The sequence below is a fragment of the Nocardia anaemiae NBRC 100462 genome (genome assembly GCF_001612725.1).
Lineage (GTDB): Bacteria > Actinomycetota > Actinomycetes > Mycobacteriales > Mycobacteriaceae > Nocardia > Nocardia anaemiae.
In genome coordinates, this window is sequence record NZ_BDAZ01000012.1 from 81,821 (window position 1) to 97,007 (window position 15,187).

Annotated in this window: 15 protein-coding genes; 6 read left to right on the forward strand and 9 right to left on the reverse strand. The window is 66.7% G+C overall.

Features of this window, described 5'->3' with window-relative positions; translation table 11 throughout:
• Positions 1 to 20: 20 nt before the first annotated feature.
• A complete protein-coding gene (locus tag NA5_RS08620) occupies positions 21 to 413 on the reverse strand; it encodes a VOC family protein (RefSeq protein WP_062983765.1) in 393 nt (130 codons plus the stop codon).
• Positions 413 to 1,306 carry a 1,4-dihydroxy-2-naphthoyl-CoA synthase gene (locus NA5_RS08625; protein WP_040696142.1) on the reverse strand — a complete coding sequence of 298 codons (894 nt, stop codon included), beginning with the start codon at positions 1,304 to 1,306 and terminating at the stop codon, positions 413 to 415. Before NA5_RS08625 ends, NA5_RS08620 begins: the two co-directional genes overlap by 1 nt.
• A gap of 236 nt (positions 1,307 to 1,542) precedes the next feature.
• Here NA5_RS08625 and NA5_RS08630 point away from each other — a divergent pair, with 236 nt between their 5' ends.
• From NA5_RS08630 to menD, 3 genes are all read left to right on the forward strand, one after another.
• Positions 1,543 to 2,175 (forward strand): PaaI family thioesterase, encoded by a 633-nt coding sequence (locus NA5_RS08630; protein ID WP_062984005.1) that lies wholly within the window; start codon positions 1,543 to 1,545, stop codon positions 2,173 to 2,175.
• An 86-nt stretch (positions 2,176 to 2,261) separates the two neighbouring features.
• Complete coding sequence (locus tag NA5_RS08635) at positions 2,262 to 2,705, forward strand: DUF6918 family protein (protein ID WP_062983767.1); 444 nt, start codon at positions 2,262 to 2,264, stop codon at positions 2,703 to 2,705.
• A gap of 234 nt (positions 2,706 to 2,939) precedes the next feature.
• The gene (menD, locus tag NA5_RS08640; RefSeq protein WP_062983769.1) at positions 2,940 to 4,589 is read left to right on the forward strand and encodes a 2-succinyl-5-enolpyruvyl-6-hydroxy-3-cyclohexene-1-carboxylic-acid synthase; all 1,650 of its coding nucleotides are present in this window, start codon (positions 2,940 to 2,942) and stop codon (positions 4,587 to 4,589) included.
• Positions 4,590 to 4,644: 55 nt separating this feature from the next.
• Here menD and NA5_RS08645 read toward each other — a convergent pair whose 3' ends face one another.
• Positions 4,645 to 4,887 carry an Rv3202a family protein gene (locus NA5_RS08645; protein WP_062983771.1) on the reverse strand — a complete coding sequence of 81 codons (243 nt, stop codon included), beginning with the start codon at positions 4,885 to 4,887 and terminating at the stop codon, positions 4,645 to 4,647.
• Positions 4,888 to 5,036: 149 nt separating this feature from the next.
• A complete protein-coding gene (locus NA5_RS08650) occupies positions 5,037 to 5,273 on the reverse strand; it encodes a DUF8836 family protein (RefSeq protein WP_062983773.1) in 237 nt (78 codons plus the stop codon).
• A 149-nt stretch (positions 5,274 to 5,422) separates the two neighbouring features.
• Between NA5_RS08650 and NA5_RS08655 the strand changes: the two genes are divergently transcribed.
• Positions 5,423 to 6,049 carry a TIGR03086 family metal-binding protein gene (locus NA5_RS08655; RefSeq protein WP_245672151.1) on the forward strand — a complete coding sequence of 209 codons (627 nt, stop codon included), beginning with the start codon at positions 5,423 to 5,425 and terminating at the stop codon, positions 6,047 to 6,049.
• Here NA5_RS08655 and NA5_RS08660 read toward each other — a convergent pair.
• Positions 6,001 to 6,501 carry an SgcJ/EcaC family oxidoreductase gene (locus tag NA5_RS08660; protein ID WP_062983775.1) on the reverse strand — a complete coding sequence of 167 codons (501 nt, stop codon included), beginning with the start codon at positions 6,499 to 6,501 and terminating at the stop codon, positions 6,001 to 6,003. The genes NA5_RS08655 and NA5_RS08660 overlap by 49 nt on opposite strands.
• A gap of 64 nt (positions 6,502 to 6,565) precedes the next feature.
• Between NA5_RS08660 and NA5_RS08665 the strand changes: the two genes are divergently transcribed.
• Entirely contained in the window at positions 6,566 to 7,024 is a 459-nt protein-coding gene (locus NA5_RS08665; protein ID WP_062983776.1) for a MarR family winged helix-turn-helix transcriptional regulator, read from the forward strand.
• On the opposite strand, the gene NA5_RS08670 is transcribed toward NA5_RS08665, so the two are convergent.
• Positions 7,021 to 7,641, reverse strand: coding sequence for a TetR/AcrR family transcriptional regulator (locus tag NA5_RS08670; RefSeq protein WP_062983778.1), 621 nt, complete (start codon positions 7,639 to 7,641; stop codon positions 7,021 to 7,023). The genes NA5_RS08665 and NA5_RS08670 overlap by 4 nt on opposite strands.
• An 82-nt stretch (positions 7,642 to 7,723) precedes the next feature.
• Here NA5_RS08670 and NA5_RS08675 point away from each other — a divergent pair, with 82 nt between their 5' ends.
• A complete protein-coding gene (locus NA5_RS08675) occupies positions 7,724 to 8,758 on the forward strand; it encodes an aldo/keto reductase (protein ID WP_062983781.1) in 1,035 nt (344 codons plus the stop codon).
• Positions 8,759 to 8,789: 31 nt separating this feature from the next.
• On the opposite strand, the gene NA5_RS08680 is transcribed toward NA5_RS08675, so the two are convergent.
• The 3 genes from NA5_RS08680 to NA5_RS08690 form a co-directional block, all read right to left on the reverse strand.
• Positions 8,790 to 12,977, reverse strand: a complete 4,188-nt coding sequence (locus NA5_RS08680; protein ID WP_062984007.1) for a bifunctional nitrate reductase/sulfite reductase flavoprotein subunit alpha — start codon at positions 12,975 to 12,977, stop codon at positions 8,790 to 8,792.
• Positions 12,978 to 13,127: 150 nt separating this feature from the next.
• Positions 13,128 to 13,841 carry a demethylmenaquinone methyltransferase gene (locus tag NA5_RS08685; RefSeq protein ID WP_062983783.1) on the reverse strand — a complete coding sequence of 238 codons (714 nt, stop codon included), beginning with the start codon at positions 13,839 to 13,841 and terminating at the stop codon, positions 13,128 to 13,130.
• Positions 13,842 to 13,982: 141 nt separating this feature from the next.
• Positions 13,983 to 15,125 (reverse strand): glycosyltransferase family 4 protein, encoded by a 1,143-nt coding sequence (locus NA5_RS08690; RefSeq protein ID WP_084483986.1) that lies wholly within the window; start codon positions 15,123 to 15,125, stop codon positions 13,983 to 13,985.
• Between the last annotated feature and the right edge of the window lie 62 nt (positions 15,126 to 15,187).

Genomic DNA, 15,187 nt, shown 5'->3' on the forward strand with positions numbered 1-15,187 from the left:
CGCCGCCGCTACTGTCGCGATCAGTCTGGTGACCAGCGCGAATCCCGTCGGATCGGATGCTCGGCGGGAACTTCGACCAAGACGATCGGCACCCCGTCCGGATCGCGCACCCACATTTCGATCAGTCCCCACGGCTCGCGCACCGGTTCCCGCTCGATGCGGATCCCCTTCAGCGCGCACTCCGCCGCCGCGTCCGAAATGTCGCGAACCTGCAGCCAGAGCGCGCCTTCGAAGGTGGTCGATTTGCCCGATCCGCCGTGCGCGGCAACTTCGACCAGCGACTGTCCAGCGAAGAAAACCGTGCCGCCCGGATATTCGCGCGCGATCGCCAAGCCGAGGCCGTCGCGGTAGAACGCGAGGGTCGCCTGGTAGTCGGCGGGCCGCAGGATGACCCGGCTGCTGAGGATGTCCATCAGAAGTACCAGGGGTAGGGGGTCCAGTCCGGCTTGCGTTTTTCGAGGAAGGCGTCGCGGCCCTCGACCGCCTCATCGGTCATGTATGCCATCCGGGTGGCCTCACCGGCGAAGAGCTGCTGACCGACCAGACCGTCGTCGAGCAGATTGAACGCGTACTTCAACATGCGCTGTGCCTGCGGTGATTTGCCGTTGATATCGGCGGTCCACTCCAGCGCGACGTTTTCCAGTTCGGCGTGATCGACGACCTTGTTCACCGCGCCCATCTGATGCATTTCCTCGGCGGTGTAGGGGCGGCCGAGGAAGAAGATTTCCCTGGCGAATTTCTGGCCGACCATTTTCGCCAGATACGCGCTGCCGTAACCGCCGTCGAAGCTGCCGACATCTGCGTCGGTCTGCTTGAACCTGGCGTGCTCGCGGCTGGCCAGGGTCAGATCGCAGACCACGTGCAGACTGTGCCCGCCGCCCGCGGCCCAGCCGTTGACCAGCGCGATGACCACCTTCGGCATGAACCGGATCAGTCGCTGCACCTCGAGGATGTGCAGGCGGCCCGCGCGCGCCTGATCGACGGTGTCCGCGGTCTCGCCGTCGGCGTACTGGTAGCCGCTGCGGCCGCGAATGCGCTGGTCGCCGCCGGAACAGAAGGCCCAGCCGCCGTCCTTGGGGCTCGGGCCGTTGCCGGTGATCAGCACCGCGCCGACGTCCGGGGTCATCCTGGCGTGATCGAGCGCGCGGTAGAGCTCGTCGACCGTATGGGGACGGAACGCGTTGCGCACCTCCGGCCGGTCGAAGGCCACCCGGACGGTGCCCTGTTCGATGTGCCGGTGATAGGTGATGTCAGTCAGGTTCTCGAATCCCGGAACGGGCCGCCACAGCTTCGGATTGAACGTCACCCCTGTGATTATTGCCCCCTCCGATGTTGTGGATGCCAGCGACTTCCATGCGAACTCCTATGGTCGCGATGGCATTACTCGACGGTACGACTTGACGGTGTAAAACAACGCGATACCGTGCAGGTGTGAGTAGAGCATCGCGAAGCGATTCGATGAGGGGCGGCGGTCGGGCGACGGGAGGGCGCGAGGCAGTGAAACGGGTTTCAGAAACCGCTGGCGGGCGGTCCGGTCCGCGCATCGACAACAGCGCGGTGGACGAAACCCGGTACGAGAGTCACGGCGGCTTCCCCAAGGTCTCCCATGCCCGAGTCGGTGCCAACTTCGGCCCGTTCGTCGAGGCCATGCGCACACTGCAGGATCTGGTCGTCTCCGTGGACGCCCCCGACGAGATCTACGGCGAGGCACTCGACCGCACCCGCGAACTCATCGATCTGCTCGAGCCCTATCGCGCACCCGAACTCCAGGGCCCGGCGGGCCGCGCGGTCGAATTGCCCGGGCGCGGCAGCCTTTTGCTGCTGCCGTGGCAGGTGGTCGAGGCCGGACCCGACGGCATCGTGATGACCGGTGAATTCCGTCGCTTCCACCTCGGTGGCAACGGCGCGGCACACGGCGGCGTGCTGCCACTGCTGTTCGACGATCTGCTCGGCATGATCGTGCATTACGCCGGACGACCGATCAGCCGCACCGCCTATCTGCATGTGAACTACCGCAAGATCACTCCGTTGCAGACGCCGCTGACCGTGCGGGGTCGGGTAGATCGCATCGAAGGGCGCAAGACCTTCATCACCGCGGAACTGGTCGATGAGCAGGGCATTGTCCTCGCGGATTGTGAAGGATTGATGGTCCAATTGCTGCCGTGGCAGCCGTAGCTGGATGAGTGCCGTGTGACTGCGCGCACCAATGCGTATAGTGACGTGCGCTCGTTCATCGACATCGATCCCGGAGGAACCTGAAAGTGGTTGCAGCACTGTCTGAATCCCTGCTCGACGACGCAAAGCGCTCGGCCTTCCTTGCCGATGCCAAGGAGGTTCTGGACGCCGAGGTGTCGGACAAGGGTGGTGCGTCGGGCCTGGCCGTCAAGGGTGGCTACGCGGCGGTCAAGAAGATCAGCCCGTCCATCGTGCCGGACGCGCTGGAGTCCTTGGCGCCCAAGCTCGTAGCGCAGCTGGAGCCGTTCTGGCAGGAATACACGGCGACCGGGTCCGGCAAGTTCGCCGACCTGCTGGTCGCCAAGTCGGATGAGGTCGCCGAGGCTTTGCTTTCGGTGACCGACGCGCGTGCCGAGGCCTCGACCCGTCCTGCGCTGCAGAAGGTCTACTCGTCGATGCGTTCCTCGGCTAAGAAGAACGTCATCGAGGCCCTGCCCCGGCTCGGCGACCTGGTGCAGCGGCACGCCTGAGCTTGCACCGCACATCGATTCGCTGTGCTGATGCGGATCATCGATCTGCGGCGCATGCCAGCCGCCCGCGTCCGGTGGTGGACGCGGGCGGCAAATCCCCGATCGCGTGCGTGAGCACGGCGAGCGAATCGATGGCACAGCGCCCGCTGGGCACAATGGTGCCGACCGTTGGCGAGGTGCCATTGTGAGCAGGCTGACGAAGACGTCGAAGCTACTGTCTGAGAGGCTGGAGGCGTGAACCCGTCTACAGCGCAGGCGCAAGTGGTCGTTGACGAACTCGCGCGTGGGGGTGTGCGGGATGTCGTGCTATGTCCGGGGTCGCGCAACGCGCCCCTGGCATTCGCACTGCAGGCGGCCGATGCGGCGGGCCGACTCCGCCTGCATATGCGCATCGACGAGCGAACCGCGGGCTTCCTGGCCATCGGTCTCGCCATCGCCAGCCGACTGCCGGTGCCGGTGGTGATGACCTCGGGAACCGCCGTCGCCAATCTGGGCCCTGCGGTGCTGGAGGCGAACTACGCCCGGGTGCCGCTCGTGGTGCTCAGCGCCAACCGGCCGTACGAGATGCTCGGTTCCGGCGCCAATCAGACCGTCGAACAATTCGGGCTGTTCGGTAGCCAGGTCCGGGCCTCGATCAGCCTCGGACTCGCCGAGGAGGAAGCCGAAGCCGGTACCGACGACGGCGTGCCCTACGGCCAGCAGAACAGCCAGTGGCGTTCGGCCGTCTGCCGGGTACTCGCCGCGGCCCGCGGCACCCGTTCCGGCAATGCGGGGCCGGTGCATTTCGATATTCCGCTGCGCGAGCCGCTGGTGCCCGATCACCTGCCGGACGAGTGGGTGCCACAGGGCCGTCCCGGCGGCGAGGCGTGGACATCCACCCGGTACGCGACCCTCGACGTGCCGCTCGACCTCGACCTGACCCCCGATACGGTCGTCATCTCCGGCCACGGCGCCGGATTTCGGCCGGAACTGGCGGAACTGCCGACGGTGGCCGAACCAACGGCCCCGATGCACGGTCCGTCGCTGCATCCGCTGGCCTTGCCGCTGCTGAAGCCGCGGCAGGCGATCATTACCGGGCGGCCGACGCTGCATCGTCAGGTCGCGAAGGTGCTGGCCGATCCGGCCGTCACCGTCTACGCGCTCACCACCGGTCCGCGCTGGCCCGATGTTTCCGGCAATGTGGTCGGCACTGGAACCAGGGCGGTGATCACGGGTGCGCCGAGTTCGGACTGGCTCGCGCACTGCCGCGAACTCGACGCGAAGGCGGCACAGGTCGTGCGCGCGGAACTGGCCAACCATCCGAAGCCGACCGGGCTGCACGTGGCCGCGGTGGTGATGGACGCACTGCGCGAGGGCGACCAGCTGCTGCTCGGCGCCTCCAATCCGGTGCGTGACGCGGCCCTTGTTTCGCATCCGCGGCCGGGTGTCCGGGTGCTGTCCAATCGCGGGGTGGCCGGTATCGACGGCACCGTTTCCACCGCCGTGGGCGCGGCACTGCACCACACCGGCCGCACCATCGCGTTGATCGGTGACCTCACCTTCCTGCACGACGCCTCCGGCCTGCTCATCGGCCGCGGCGAACCGCGCCCCGCCGATCTGACCATCGTGGTCGCCAATGACGACGGCGGGGGCATCTTCGAACTCCTGGAACAGGGCGATCCGCAGTACGCCGGTGTTTTCGAGCGGGTCTTCGGTACGCCGCACGGGATGGATTTGGCCGCGCTGTGTGCCGCCTACCGGATTCCGCACCGGCAGGTCGATACCGAGCAGCTCGCGATCGAGCTGGCCGGGCATGCGCACGGGTTGCGGGTGCTCGAGGTCGCCACCGAGCGTTCCAGTCTGCGGGAATTGCACGCGACCGTGCGGGCCAAGATCGCGCCGTGAACCGGCTCTGAGCGTGCGCTTTTCGGCCCGCCTTCAGCCGTTCGCGATGCGCCGATCAGTACTCCGGCTCGGAATCGCGATCGTCATCGAGCGGCACCGGGATCGACTGTTCGACGATATCGGCCGGATTGGCCTCGAAGGCATCTCGATCGACGGCCGCCGCGAGATCGCGTTCGGTGCTCTCGTCGGCCGCGTCATCGGTAAATGCCTGATCCTGCGGATACGCGACGAGGGATTGCTCGACGAGGTCGGCCTCCGGGACCTCGTCCAGAGTGCGGGACGTGCTGGGGTCAGTCATCGTTCACTCCTCTCCGCGCAGGCTTTCCGGTTGGTATCCGGTGCTCCATCGAGTGAATACCCATTGCTGCAAAATCACACAGGCGCAGGCAGACAACAGTCCAACACTGTTGAGAATGCCCCTGCTCGGGCCGCGCGGCAACCCGCCCGCTACTCGCCGTCGACCGGACCCGAACCATTCGCCGGGAATTCGACGAGCGCCAATGTGCGCCCCGCCATGAACCGCGCCGTCCGCACCGCCACGCCCGTTCGGGTCACTTCGCTGACCTCGACCACGCCCCGCGCGATGCGCACCTCGACCTTGCGCCCGGCCCGCGTCGCGGCCACTTCATAACTGCGAGACCCGTCGCCGAAATCGACGACGATCTCCACTCGATCGCCCTTCATCTACCAATTCTCCGCTTTTCCAGCACCTTTCGCCGCTACGACTTGGTTGCGATAGACGGCGACGGGAAGACCTACCGGATCGCGGCACCGATGAATTCCGTTGGCGCGCCCCGTCTCAATCGATAACGTCCGTTGCCGAGGAGGAACCGATGCACCCGAATTTTGATCTCGAACCGGCCGCCACCGCTCTGGAGGCGGTGGTCGGTGCCATTGCCGACGATCAGCTCACCGCGCCGACGCCCTGCGCCGACACCAGCGTGCGCGACCTGCTCGCCCACGTCATCGGACTGACCGAGGCCTTCCGGCAGGCCGCGACCAAGGAAGCGGTCGGCCGCTCGGTCCCGCCCGCCGTCGGCCCGGAGACCGCCCTGCCCGCCGACTGGCGCTCCCGCATTCCGGCCCAGCTGAAGGCACTGGTCGAGGCCTGGCGCGATCCGGCGGCCTGGGACGGCGAAACCGAAGCGGGCGGCGTATCGGCCCCGGCGGTCGTCATGGCCACCATCGCACTGGACGAAATCGTGGTGCACACTTGGGATCTCGCCCGCGCTATCGGTCAGCAACCGGAGTCGACCCGGCCCACCTGGCCGTCCTGCTCGAATTCCTCAGGGACACACCGCCCGAGGGCACCCCGGGCATGTTCGGTCCGGTCATCCGAGTCCCCGAAAACGCCCCACTCCTGGACCGCATCGTCGGACTCACCGGCCGCGACCCCGCCTGGTCCCGCTGATCATTTCCGGCCGAGGCCGAGCTTGCGTGCGATACGGGCCATCAGCTGAGACATCCTGGCCGGGAACGAATCCGGCTCCGGAACCGTGACCGGGCGCACCCGGCCATTGTGAATCGCGGTGATCCGCCACCCCTCGGGGGTCCGCACCAGCACCAAGGTCTGCCGCGACAGGCGACGCTCGGGCAGTCGCGACCGCCACGGCATCAGCACCGACGCGGTTCCGTGCAGAATCGCGACATCCGGCGTCACGTATCGGATCGACTCCAATTCGCCGACAAGGGCCGAACCGGCGAGCACGCCGCGAAAGAGCTTGTCGTGGTTGGCCTGGTGTTCCGTTCGGCCGATCGCTCGGGTGCCGTCGTAGGACACGTAATCGGAGTCGTCGGTGAACAGCGCGCCGAATGCCGCGGCATCGTTATCGGTCCAGGTCTGCATGACCTGTTGGAAAACCGCGCTCAGTTGCGCGTCGTCGGTGCTGGCGCGATCGATGGTCTCGTTCATGGCACTGAGCTCTTTCTGTGCTATCGTTTCGATGAACGAAATATACGATAACAGAAAGCTTCGAATGTCGAAAGATGAACTCATCGGTGAGATCGGTATGCAGCTGCGCTTGCTGCAGGAGAGCTTCGATGCCTTCGATGAGGCCGTCGCCACCCGTCTCGGTCTCAATCGCACCGATACTCGCTGCCTCGACGTCGTCCTCGGTCGCGGCCCACTCGCGGCGGGTGAGCTGAGTGCCCAGCTCAAACTGAGTCCCGCCGCGACCACCACCGTCATCGATCGACTCGCCCGCGCCGGATTCGTCACCCGCGGCCAGGATCCGGCCAACCGTCGCCGCGTCCTGGTCGAAGCCACCGAGGCTGCGCAAGCGACAGCGGCTGAAATCTTCGGCCCCGTCGGCCGAGCGGGCGCAAAAGCCTTGGCCCGCTACAACTCCGACCAACTCGAACTAATCCTCGACTTCCTACGCACCGCCCTTGAAGTCCACCGAGCCCAAACCGACCGCCAGGCATCCGAAAGCTAGTGCCGCGTCGAGATGAAGATGCCCGCTGTGGCGGCTTGGGTGGCGGCTGTGGCGGCGGTGCGGGCGGTTGCGTCGTCGATGGGGTCGCCGCTGGCGAGGAGGTGGTAGTAGAGGGGGGCCGAGACGGCCGTGAGGACGGCGCGGGGGTCGGTGTTTTCGGGGATTTCGCCGCGGGCGATGGCGGCCTCGATGCAGGGTGTCCATTCGGTAAGGCGGATGTCGTAGAAGCGGCGCAGGGCTGCCGCGGCGGTTTCGTCGCGGGTGGCGGCGGCGATGACGGCCTGGAAGAGCTTGCCTTGGCGTGGGTCGGTGAGGGTTTTGGCGACCAGGCGGGCGTTGGCGGTGAGATCGCCGAGCAGCGAGCCGGTATCCGCGTGCGGCAGCGATTGTTCGGCCATATCGACGAGCAGGTCGGCGACGAGTCCGGTGGAGTTGCGCCAGCGTCGGTAGGCCGTGGTCTTGCCGACCTCCGCGCGCGCCGCGACCTCGGTCAGATCCAGGTGCGCGAAACCGCGCTCGGCGAGCAGATCGCCCGCGGCCTGCAGCACGGCCTCGCGGACGCGGGCAGTGCGGCCACCAGGGCGAACCGAGCCGGGAACGGCGTTGTCAGACTCCATAACGGAACTCCAGTTTCATTTACGGCGCGACAGGTGTATGGTTCGAATCATTAACGGAACTATAGACCCTTTAGGAGTCATCATGGAGTACCGGCGGCTCGGCGCATCAGGTCTGCTCGTCCCGGCGTTGAGCTTCGGCGCGGGCACCTTCGGCGGGCGTGGCGAGCTGTTCAGCGCGTGGGGCGATACCGATGCGGAGCAGGCGCGCCGACTTGTCGATATCAGCCTGGACGCGGGCGTCACCATGTTCGACACGGCCGATGTCTATTCCGACGGCACCTCCGAGGAGGTACTCGGCGCGGCCATCAAGGGCAGGCGCGACCAAGTGCTGCTGTCCACCAAGGCGAGCTTGCCGACCGGTCCGGGGCCGTTCGACGCGGGTTCCGGCCGTGCACGCCTGATCAAGGCGGTCGAGGGTGCGCTGCGCAGGCTCGGCACGGACTACATCGACCTGTTCCAACTGCACGCCTTCGACGCATACACCCCGGTCGAGGAAGTCCTTGCGGCACTGGATGATCTGGTGCGCGCGGGCAAGATCCGCTATCTCGGCGCCTCCAACTTCGCGGGCTGGCAGCTCATGAAATCCCTTGCCGCGGCGGATCGGCACGGCCTGACCCGCTACGTCGCACACCAGGTGTACTACTCGCTCGTCGGCCGCGACTACGAATGGGAACTCATGCCGCTCGGCCTGGACCAGGGCGTCGGCGCGGTGGTGTGGAGCCCGCTCGGCTGGGGCAGGCTGACCGGGAAAATCCGTCGTGGCCGAGCACTTCCGGAAGGCAGCCGCCTGCATCGGACCGCCGAGGCGGGTCCGCCGGTCGATGACGACAAGCTCTACGACGTGGTCGACGTCCTCGACGAACTCGCCGCCGAGACCGGCAAGACCGTCCCGCAGATCGCGCTCAACTGGCTGCTGCGCCGTCCGACGGTGTCGACCGTTATCGTCGGCGCACGCAATGCCGAGCAGCTGCGTCAGAACCTCGGCGCGATCGGCTGGGAACTCGACGCCGAGCAGATCGCCCGCCTCGACAAGGTCAGCGCGACGACCCCGGCCTATCCCTACTACCCGTATTACCGGCTGCCGGATTTTGCCCGGTTGAGCGCTCCCGCGGTGTGAGGCGATCGGGATCGGGACGCCGAATGTGCGCTCAGTACACGTCGCGAACGTATCGCTTCTCGGCGACCAGCTGCTTCCGGAACGCCAGCGCCCCGTCCTCGTCGAGCTTGCCGTGGATCCTGGCAATGGTCAGCAGGGTGTCGTCGACATCCTTGGCCATGCGCGCGGCATCACCGCACACATAGAAGTGTGCGCCGTCGCGCAGCCAGGACCACAGCTCGGCCCCGTGCTCGATCATCCGGTGCTGCACGTAGATCCGCTCGCGCTGGTCGCGGGAGAAGGCCAGATCGAGTCGGGTGAGGAAGCCCGAGCGGAACATATCCTCCAATTCCGCGCGGTAGTAGAAGTTCTGGGCGGCATGCTGATCGCCGAAGAACAGCCAGTTGCGGCCGCTGCAGCCGAGGGCGCGACGTTCCTGCAGGAAGCCGCGGAAGGGCGCGATGCCGGTGCCGGGGCCGACCATGATCATCGGGGTGGTCGGATCGAGCGGCGGCCGGAAATGCGGTGCGCGCTGCAGGAAGATCGGCACCGCGGATGCGGCGGCGTCGGCGCGGTCGGCGAGGAAGGTCGAGCACACCCCGCCGCGGCGCGCGGCGGATCCGGTCGCGGCGGGATCGCCGTATCGGACGACACCCACGGTGAGCTGCACTTCATCGGGACTGACCAGCGGACTCGACGAAATCGAATACTGGCGCGGCTGTAACTTTTTCAGCGTGCCGAGCCATTCGACGAGATCGGCGCGCACCGGGAAGTCGCGCAGCACATCGACGGCCTGCCGGTCCCACAGGTAGTTGTCGAGTTCATTGCGATTATCGCGGCGCAGCAGTTTCGCCAGCCGGTTATTGGGGTTGCGTTCGGCGATGAAGGTGAGCAGATCGTGGCTGACCTTCGTAATGTCGTAACGGGTGCGCAGCGCCTGGGCCAGCGGCAGTTCCTGGTCGTCGAGTTCGATTATTCGACGGCCGTCCAATCCGGTGCTCCCGAGCCATTCAGCGACCATCGATTCGCTGTTCGTCGGCCATACCCCTAGCGAATCGCCGACCTCGTAGCTCGCCTTCAGCCCGCGCAAGTCGAAGCCGAACTGGCGTACTTCTTTCGTCGAACCGGCATGCGAGAGCGGTTCATTGCGTACCAGCGGTGCGGTCACCGGGGCATTGCGGGTGAACGGTGCCGGGCCGGGCCGCTGGTTCCGGCCGAGCGGCGGCGCGGTGCGGGGCAGCACCATGGTGGCACCGAAGGACCGCGCGGGCTTCGGAGTTCCGACCGGCCCGGACGGATTCACCTCGGGCGCACCGCCGTCGAGTGCGGTGAGCACCTCGTCGAGCCAGCGCGTCGCCGCTTGCTCGTAATCGGGTTCGCTGTCGACACGGGCGAGCAGGCGGGTAGCCCCGCGCTCGGTCAGTTTCGCGTCCAGTTTGCGACCGTGGCCGCAGAAGTCGTCATAGGAGGAGTCGCCGAGTGCGAATACCGCGTACCGCATGCCGGTCAACCGGATCACGCTGTCGTCCAGGCGTTCCCAGAAGTCGGCGCCGTTATCCGGCGGGCCGCCGTCGCCGAAGGTGCTGCTGATCACCAGCACATCGCCGTTGAGCTCGTCGAGTTCGCACGAGTCCATATCGATCAGCCGTGGCACGAAACCGGATTCGGCCAGGCGCTCGGCCGTCGCCGCCGCGAACTCTTCGGCCGTGCCGGTCTGTGAGGCCCACAGCACGGTGATCGGCCGGGCCGGTTCCTCGGGAACACTATCGGCGGGCGCGGATTCGGTTGCCGCGGTTCGCGAATACATACCGGCCAACAGCCCATCGATCCACAATCGACTGTGCTCGGCCAGCGGTGCGGATTCGGGCAGCACCGGCTGCCCCGTCACCGGAATGGATTGCAGCGCAGAGAGATATCCGGCGAGATAGATCCGCTCGGTCTCACTGAGCGTCGGGGCGGTGCCCGCGTCGAGCCCGAGCATGACCGCCAGCGGGTGCGCGCCATGGTTCGCGGCGGTTTCCGGCACTGCCGTCGGAGGGATCTCGGCTGTTTTCGGCATCACCGCGACCTGCCGTAACGACACCGCGCACGCCTTGAATTCGGGCTGCAACGAGTCCGGATCCACCGCGTCATTGGTGACGGCATTGATCGTCAGATATTCGCCCTGCTCGTCATTCCAATGGAACGGCGCGAAGCAGTCGCCGGGCCGCACCCGGTCGCTGATCTGCACCGGCAGCACCGCTCGCCCACGCCGGGAGGCGATTTCGAGCTGGTCACCCGCTTCGACCCCGAGCCGTTCGGCATCCTCGGGATGCACCTCGACGAACGGCTGCCCGGTCAACTTGGTCAGCTTGTCGATCTTGCCGGTCTTGGTCATGGTGTGCCACTGATGCTGCAAGCGGCCGGTGTTCAGCGTGAACGGGTAGTCGTCGTCGGGCATTTCGTCCGCCGCCATATGCGGGCGCGGCCAGAACACCGCGCGACGGCTCGGCGTCGCGAACGCGAGTCGGGGCCTGCGCCCGGCATCGTCGACGAAAAGTTCCTGGCTGACACCGTCATTGAGGTAGCGGATCGGGTTGCGCGCGCGGTCGGATTCGGCGCACGGCCACTGCATCGGCCCCTCGCGCAACCGCTGGTAGCTCATGCCACGCAGGTCGTATCCGGTGGCCGGATTGGCGAACTGCTTGAGTTCGTCGAAAACCTCGGCACTGGAGGCGTATTCGAAGCCTTCGAAACCCATCGCGGTGGCCACCTGCGCGATCAACAGCCAGTCCGGGCGCGCATCGCCGATCGGATCCATCGAGCGCTGCAGCAACGTGACATTGCGCTCGGAATTCACCATCACCGCATCGGCTTCGGCCCACAGCGTTGCGGGCAGCAGAATGTCGGCATAGGAGTTGGTCGCGGTATCGGTGTAGGCATCCTGCACGATGACCAGCTCGGCCGCCTCCAGCCCGCCGATGACCGTCTTCCGGTTGGCAACGGTGGCAACGGGATTGGTGCAGATGATCCAGGCGGCCTTGATCTGTCCCTCGGACAGCTCGCGGAACATCTCGATCGTGCCCGGCCCGGACTCGGTACGCAGCGTGCCGGGTTCGACACCCCATGCGGTCTCCACGAAGGCGCGGTCGGCGGGGGAGAGCAGACTGCGCTGCCCGGGCAAACCAGGACCCATATAACCCATTTCGCGCCCGCCCATGGCATTCGGCTGACCGGTCAGCGAGAACGGCCCGCTGCCCGGACGGCAGATCGTCCCGGTGGCGAGGTGCAGGTTGCAGAGCGCGTTGGTGTTCCAGGTGCCGTGGGTGGACTGGTTCAGTCCCATGGTCCACAGCGACATCCATTCACCGGCCTCGCCGATCCAGCGCGCCGCCGTGCGGATATCGGCCTCGGCCAGCGCGGTGATCGCGGCGACCTGGTTCGGCGGGTAGTCGGCGAGGAATTCGGGCATCGCCGCCCATCCTTCGGTGTGCTCGGCGATGAAGTCCGCGTCGATATCGCCGTTCTCGACGAGCAGGTGCAATAGCCCGTTGAGCAGGGCGAGATCGGTACCCGGTGCGATCTGCAGGAACAGATCGGCCCGCGCCGCGGTATCGGTGCGTCGCGGATCGACCACGATCAGCTTCGCCCCGGCCTTGACCCGGTCGATCATGCGCAGATAGAGAATCGGATGGCAGTCGGCCATATTCGCGCCGATCACGAAGAAGAGATCGGCGTGTTCGAAGTCGTCATAGGAGCCGGGCGGCCCGTCCGCGCCGAGCGACTGCTTGTAGCCGGTCCCGGCGCTGGCCATGCACAGTCGGGAATTGGCCTCGATGTGCTTGGTCCGCAGATATCCCTTGGCCAACTTGGTCGCCAGGTACTGGGCCTCCAGCGACATCTGCCCGGAGACATACAACGCGATGGCGTCGGGCCCGTGTTCGTCCAGGATCGCCCGCAGCCGGGTGGCTACCTCGTGCACCGCCTCGTCGACGGGCACCGGTACCGGCACCTGACCGCGCTCGGGCCGCCGGTACGCGGTCTCCATCCGCCCCGGCGTCGCCATCAACTCCTGGTGGGTCGCACCCTTGGTGCACAGGCGGCCCGCATTGGTCGGGTGCAGTTTGTCGCCGCGCACCTTGGCGATGACCGGCGCACCGTCCGCGCCCGCGCGGGTCTCGACGACGATGCCGCAACCGACGCCGCAGTACGAACACGCCGTTCTGGCGGTGCTCGCGCGGTCGGTGCCTGCATCGGTCATGCCACCGATCATGCGCATCGCCGATTGCGGCCGATTTACCCAACGTTATCGGCAGATGACAATTGACCTCACCGCGCCGAAATTCACCCGTGAGGTGTGGCGTGCGACACGAAAATATGCCGCGACCAGGTGCGCAGTCCGATTCGGCGATCAGCCCAGTTTATAAGCGCGGTGCAGCGCGACGATGCCGCCGGTCAGATTGCGCCATTTCACCGACGACCAGCCCGCATCGGCGATCCGCAGCGCCAACTGCCGCTGATTCGGCCAGGCCCGGATGGATTCGGCGAGGTAGACGTAGGCATCCGGATTACTGCTCACCGCCACCGCGACCTTCGGCAGCGCCTTCATCAGGTATTCCAGATAGATGGTGCTGAAGACCGGCACGATCGGCGTCGAGAACTCGCAGATCACCATCCGCCCGCCCGGCTTGGTGACCCGCAGCATTTCGCGCAGCGCGGTATCGGTCTCGGAGATATTGCGCAGACCGTAGGAGATGGTCACCGCGTCGAACGAATCGTCGGCGAACGGCAGTGCGGTCGCATCGGCGGCCACCTTCGGCACATCGCGGGATTTGCCCGCGGCGAGCATGCCCTGGGAGAAGTCGGCCGCCAGACACCAGGCGCCGGATTTCGCCAGGTCCAGCGTCGAAAGGCCGGTGCCCGCGGCGAGGTCGAGCACCCGCTCACCCGGCCGCGGCGCGACGGCCTTCCGCACCGCCCAGCGCCAATATCGGTCCTGTCCCAAGGAGATGACGGTGTTGGTCAGGTCGTACCGCTTCGCGACCCCGTCGAACATCGACGCGACCTCGTGCGGCTGCTTGTCCAGCGAGGCCCGAACCGGTTCGCGCTGCTCTGTTTTCGCCACGCCCCGAACCTACCGCGCGTAACACATGCGGGGCGAGACTCCCGCGCCGAACTGGCCCAGACAATATGTCCCAGCAGCGGATACGCCTGTTTTTCCGTGGTCACCAGCTTTCGCGGGTCGCGAAACTCACACGATGGTGGATCACGCGGTGTGCGGCAACCGGGTCCGAATCCCGGTGACATCGGCGTAGTGGCCCAGCAATTCGGTGCAGATGGCGGACCAGGTCCGGTGCAGCACCGACTTGCGGGCGGCCGCGGCGAATCGCGCCCGCAATAGCGGATCACGAAGGGCCGCAACCGCACTTGGGAGCAGCTCGGCGAAGCGATCTACCGGCAGCAGGTAGCCGTTGCGGCAGTGCGCGATCAGATCCCGCGGTCCACCCGCGTCCGGCCCGATCACCGGCACCCCGGCGGCCAGCGCCTCCTGCACGCCCTGACAGAACGTTTCGTGCTCACCCGCGTGCACCATCACATCCAGGCTCGCGTACGCCTGCGCCAGTTCGGCACCGCCGAGTTCACCGGTGAAGATCGCGGTGGGCATCATCCGCGCCAACCGGGCCCGCTCCGGCCCGTCTCCCACGATGACCAGCTGGATCCCCGGATCGCCGCCGAGCACCGCGAGCCGCTCCACATGCTTCTCCGGTGCCAGCCGCCCGACGAACCCCACCAGCAGCTTTTCCTGCCCCCGCGACCAAGAGGCCCGCAGCTCGTGCCGCTTCGCCGACGGCGTGAACCGGCCGATATCGACACCGCGACCCCAGCGGTGCACCCGCGGAATACCGTGCCGAGCCAGATCCTCGGCCGCCGCGCGCGACGGTGCCAGCGTCCGTGTCGCGCCCTCATGAATCCGTCGCGTCCAAGCCCAGGCCGCGCGACTGGCCAGCCCGAGCCCATAACTCTTCGCGAAACCGGCCACATCGGTCTGATAGATCGCGACTGTCGGCAGATCCAACCGCATCGCCGCACCGAGGCCACCGGCGCCGAGCAGAAACGGCGAGGCCAGATGCACCACATCGGCATCGAATTCGTCGATCGCGGCGGTGATTCCGGGCTGCGGCAGGCCGACCGGCAGCGAACTGACCTTCGGCACCATCACCGCCGGTACCCGATGCACCGGGAAGCGTTTGTAGCGCCGCTCGGCGGCGGGCAGCCCGTAAGGCGTATCCGGCGCGATCACCAGCGCCTCGTGCCCATGCTGATCCAGGTGGTCCAGCACCCGGAGTACGGAATTGACGACGCCGTTCATATTCGGCAGGAACGACTCCGAAACGATGGCTACTCGCACCATCCCAGGTTGACCCGCGCAACGCGCCACGCCGCCACGTCGACATGACCGATACGCAAAGA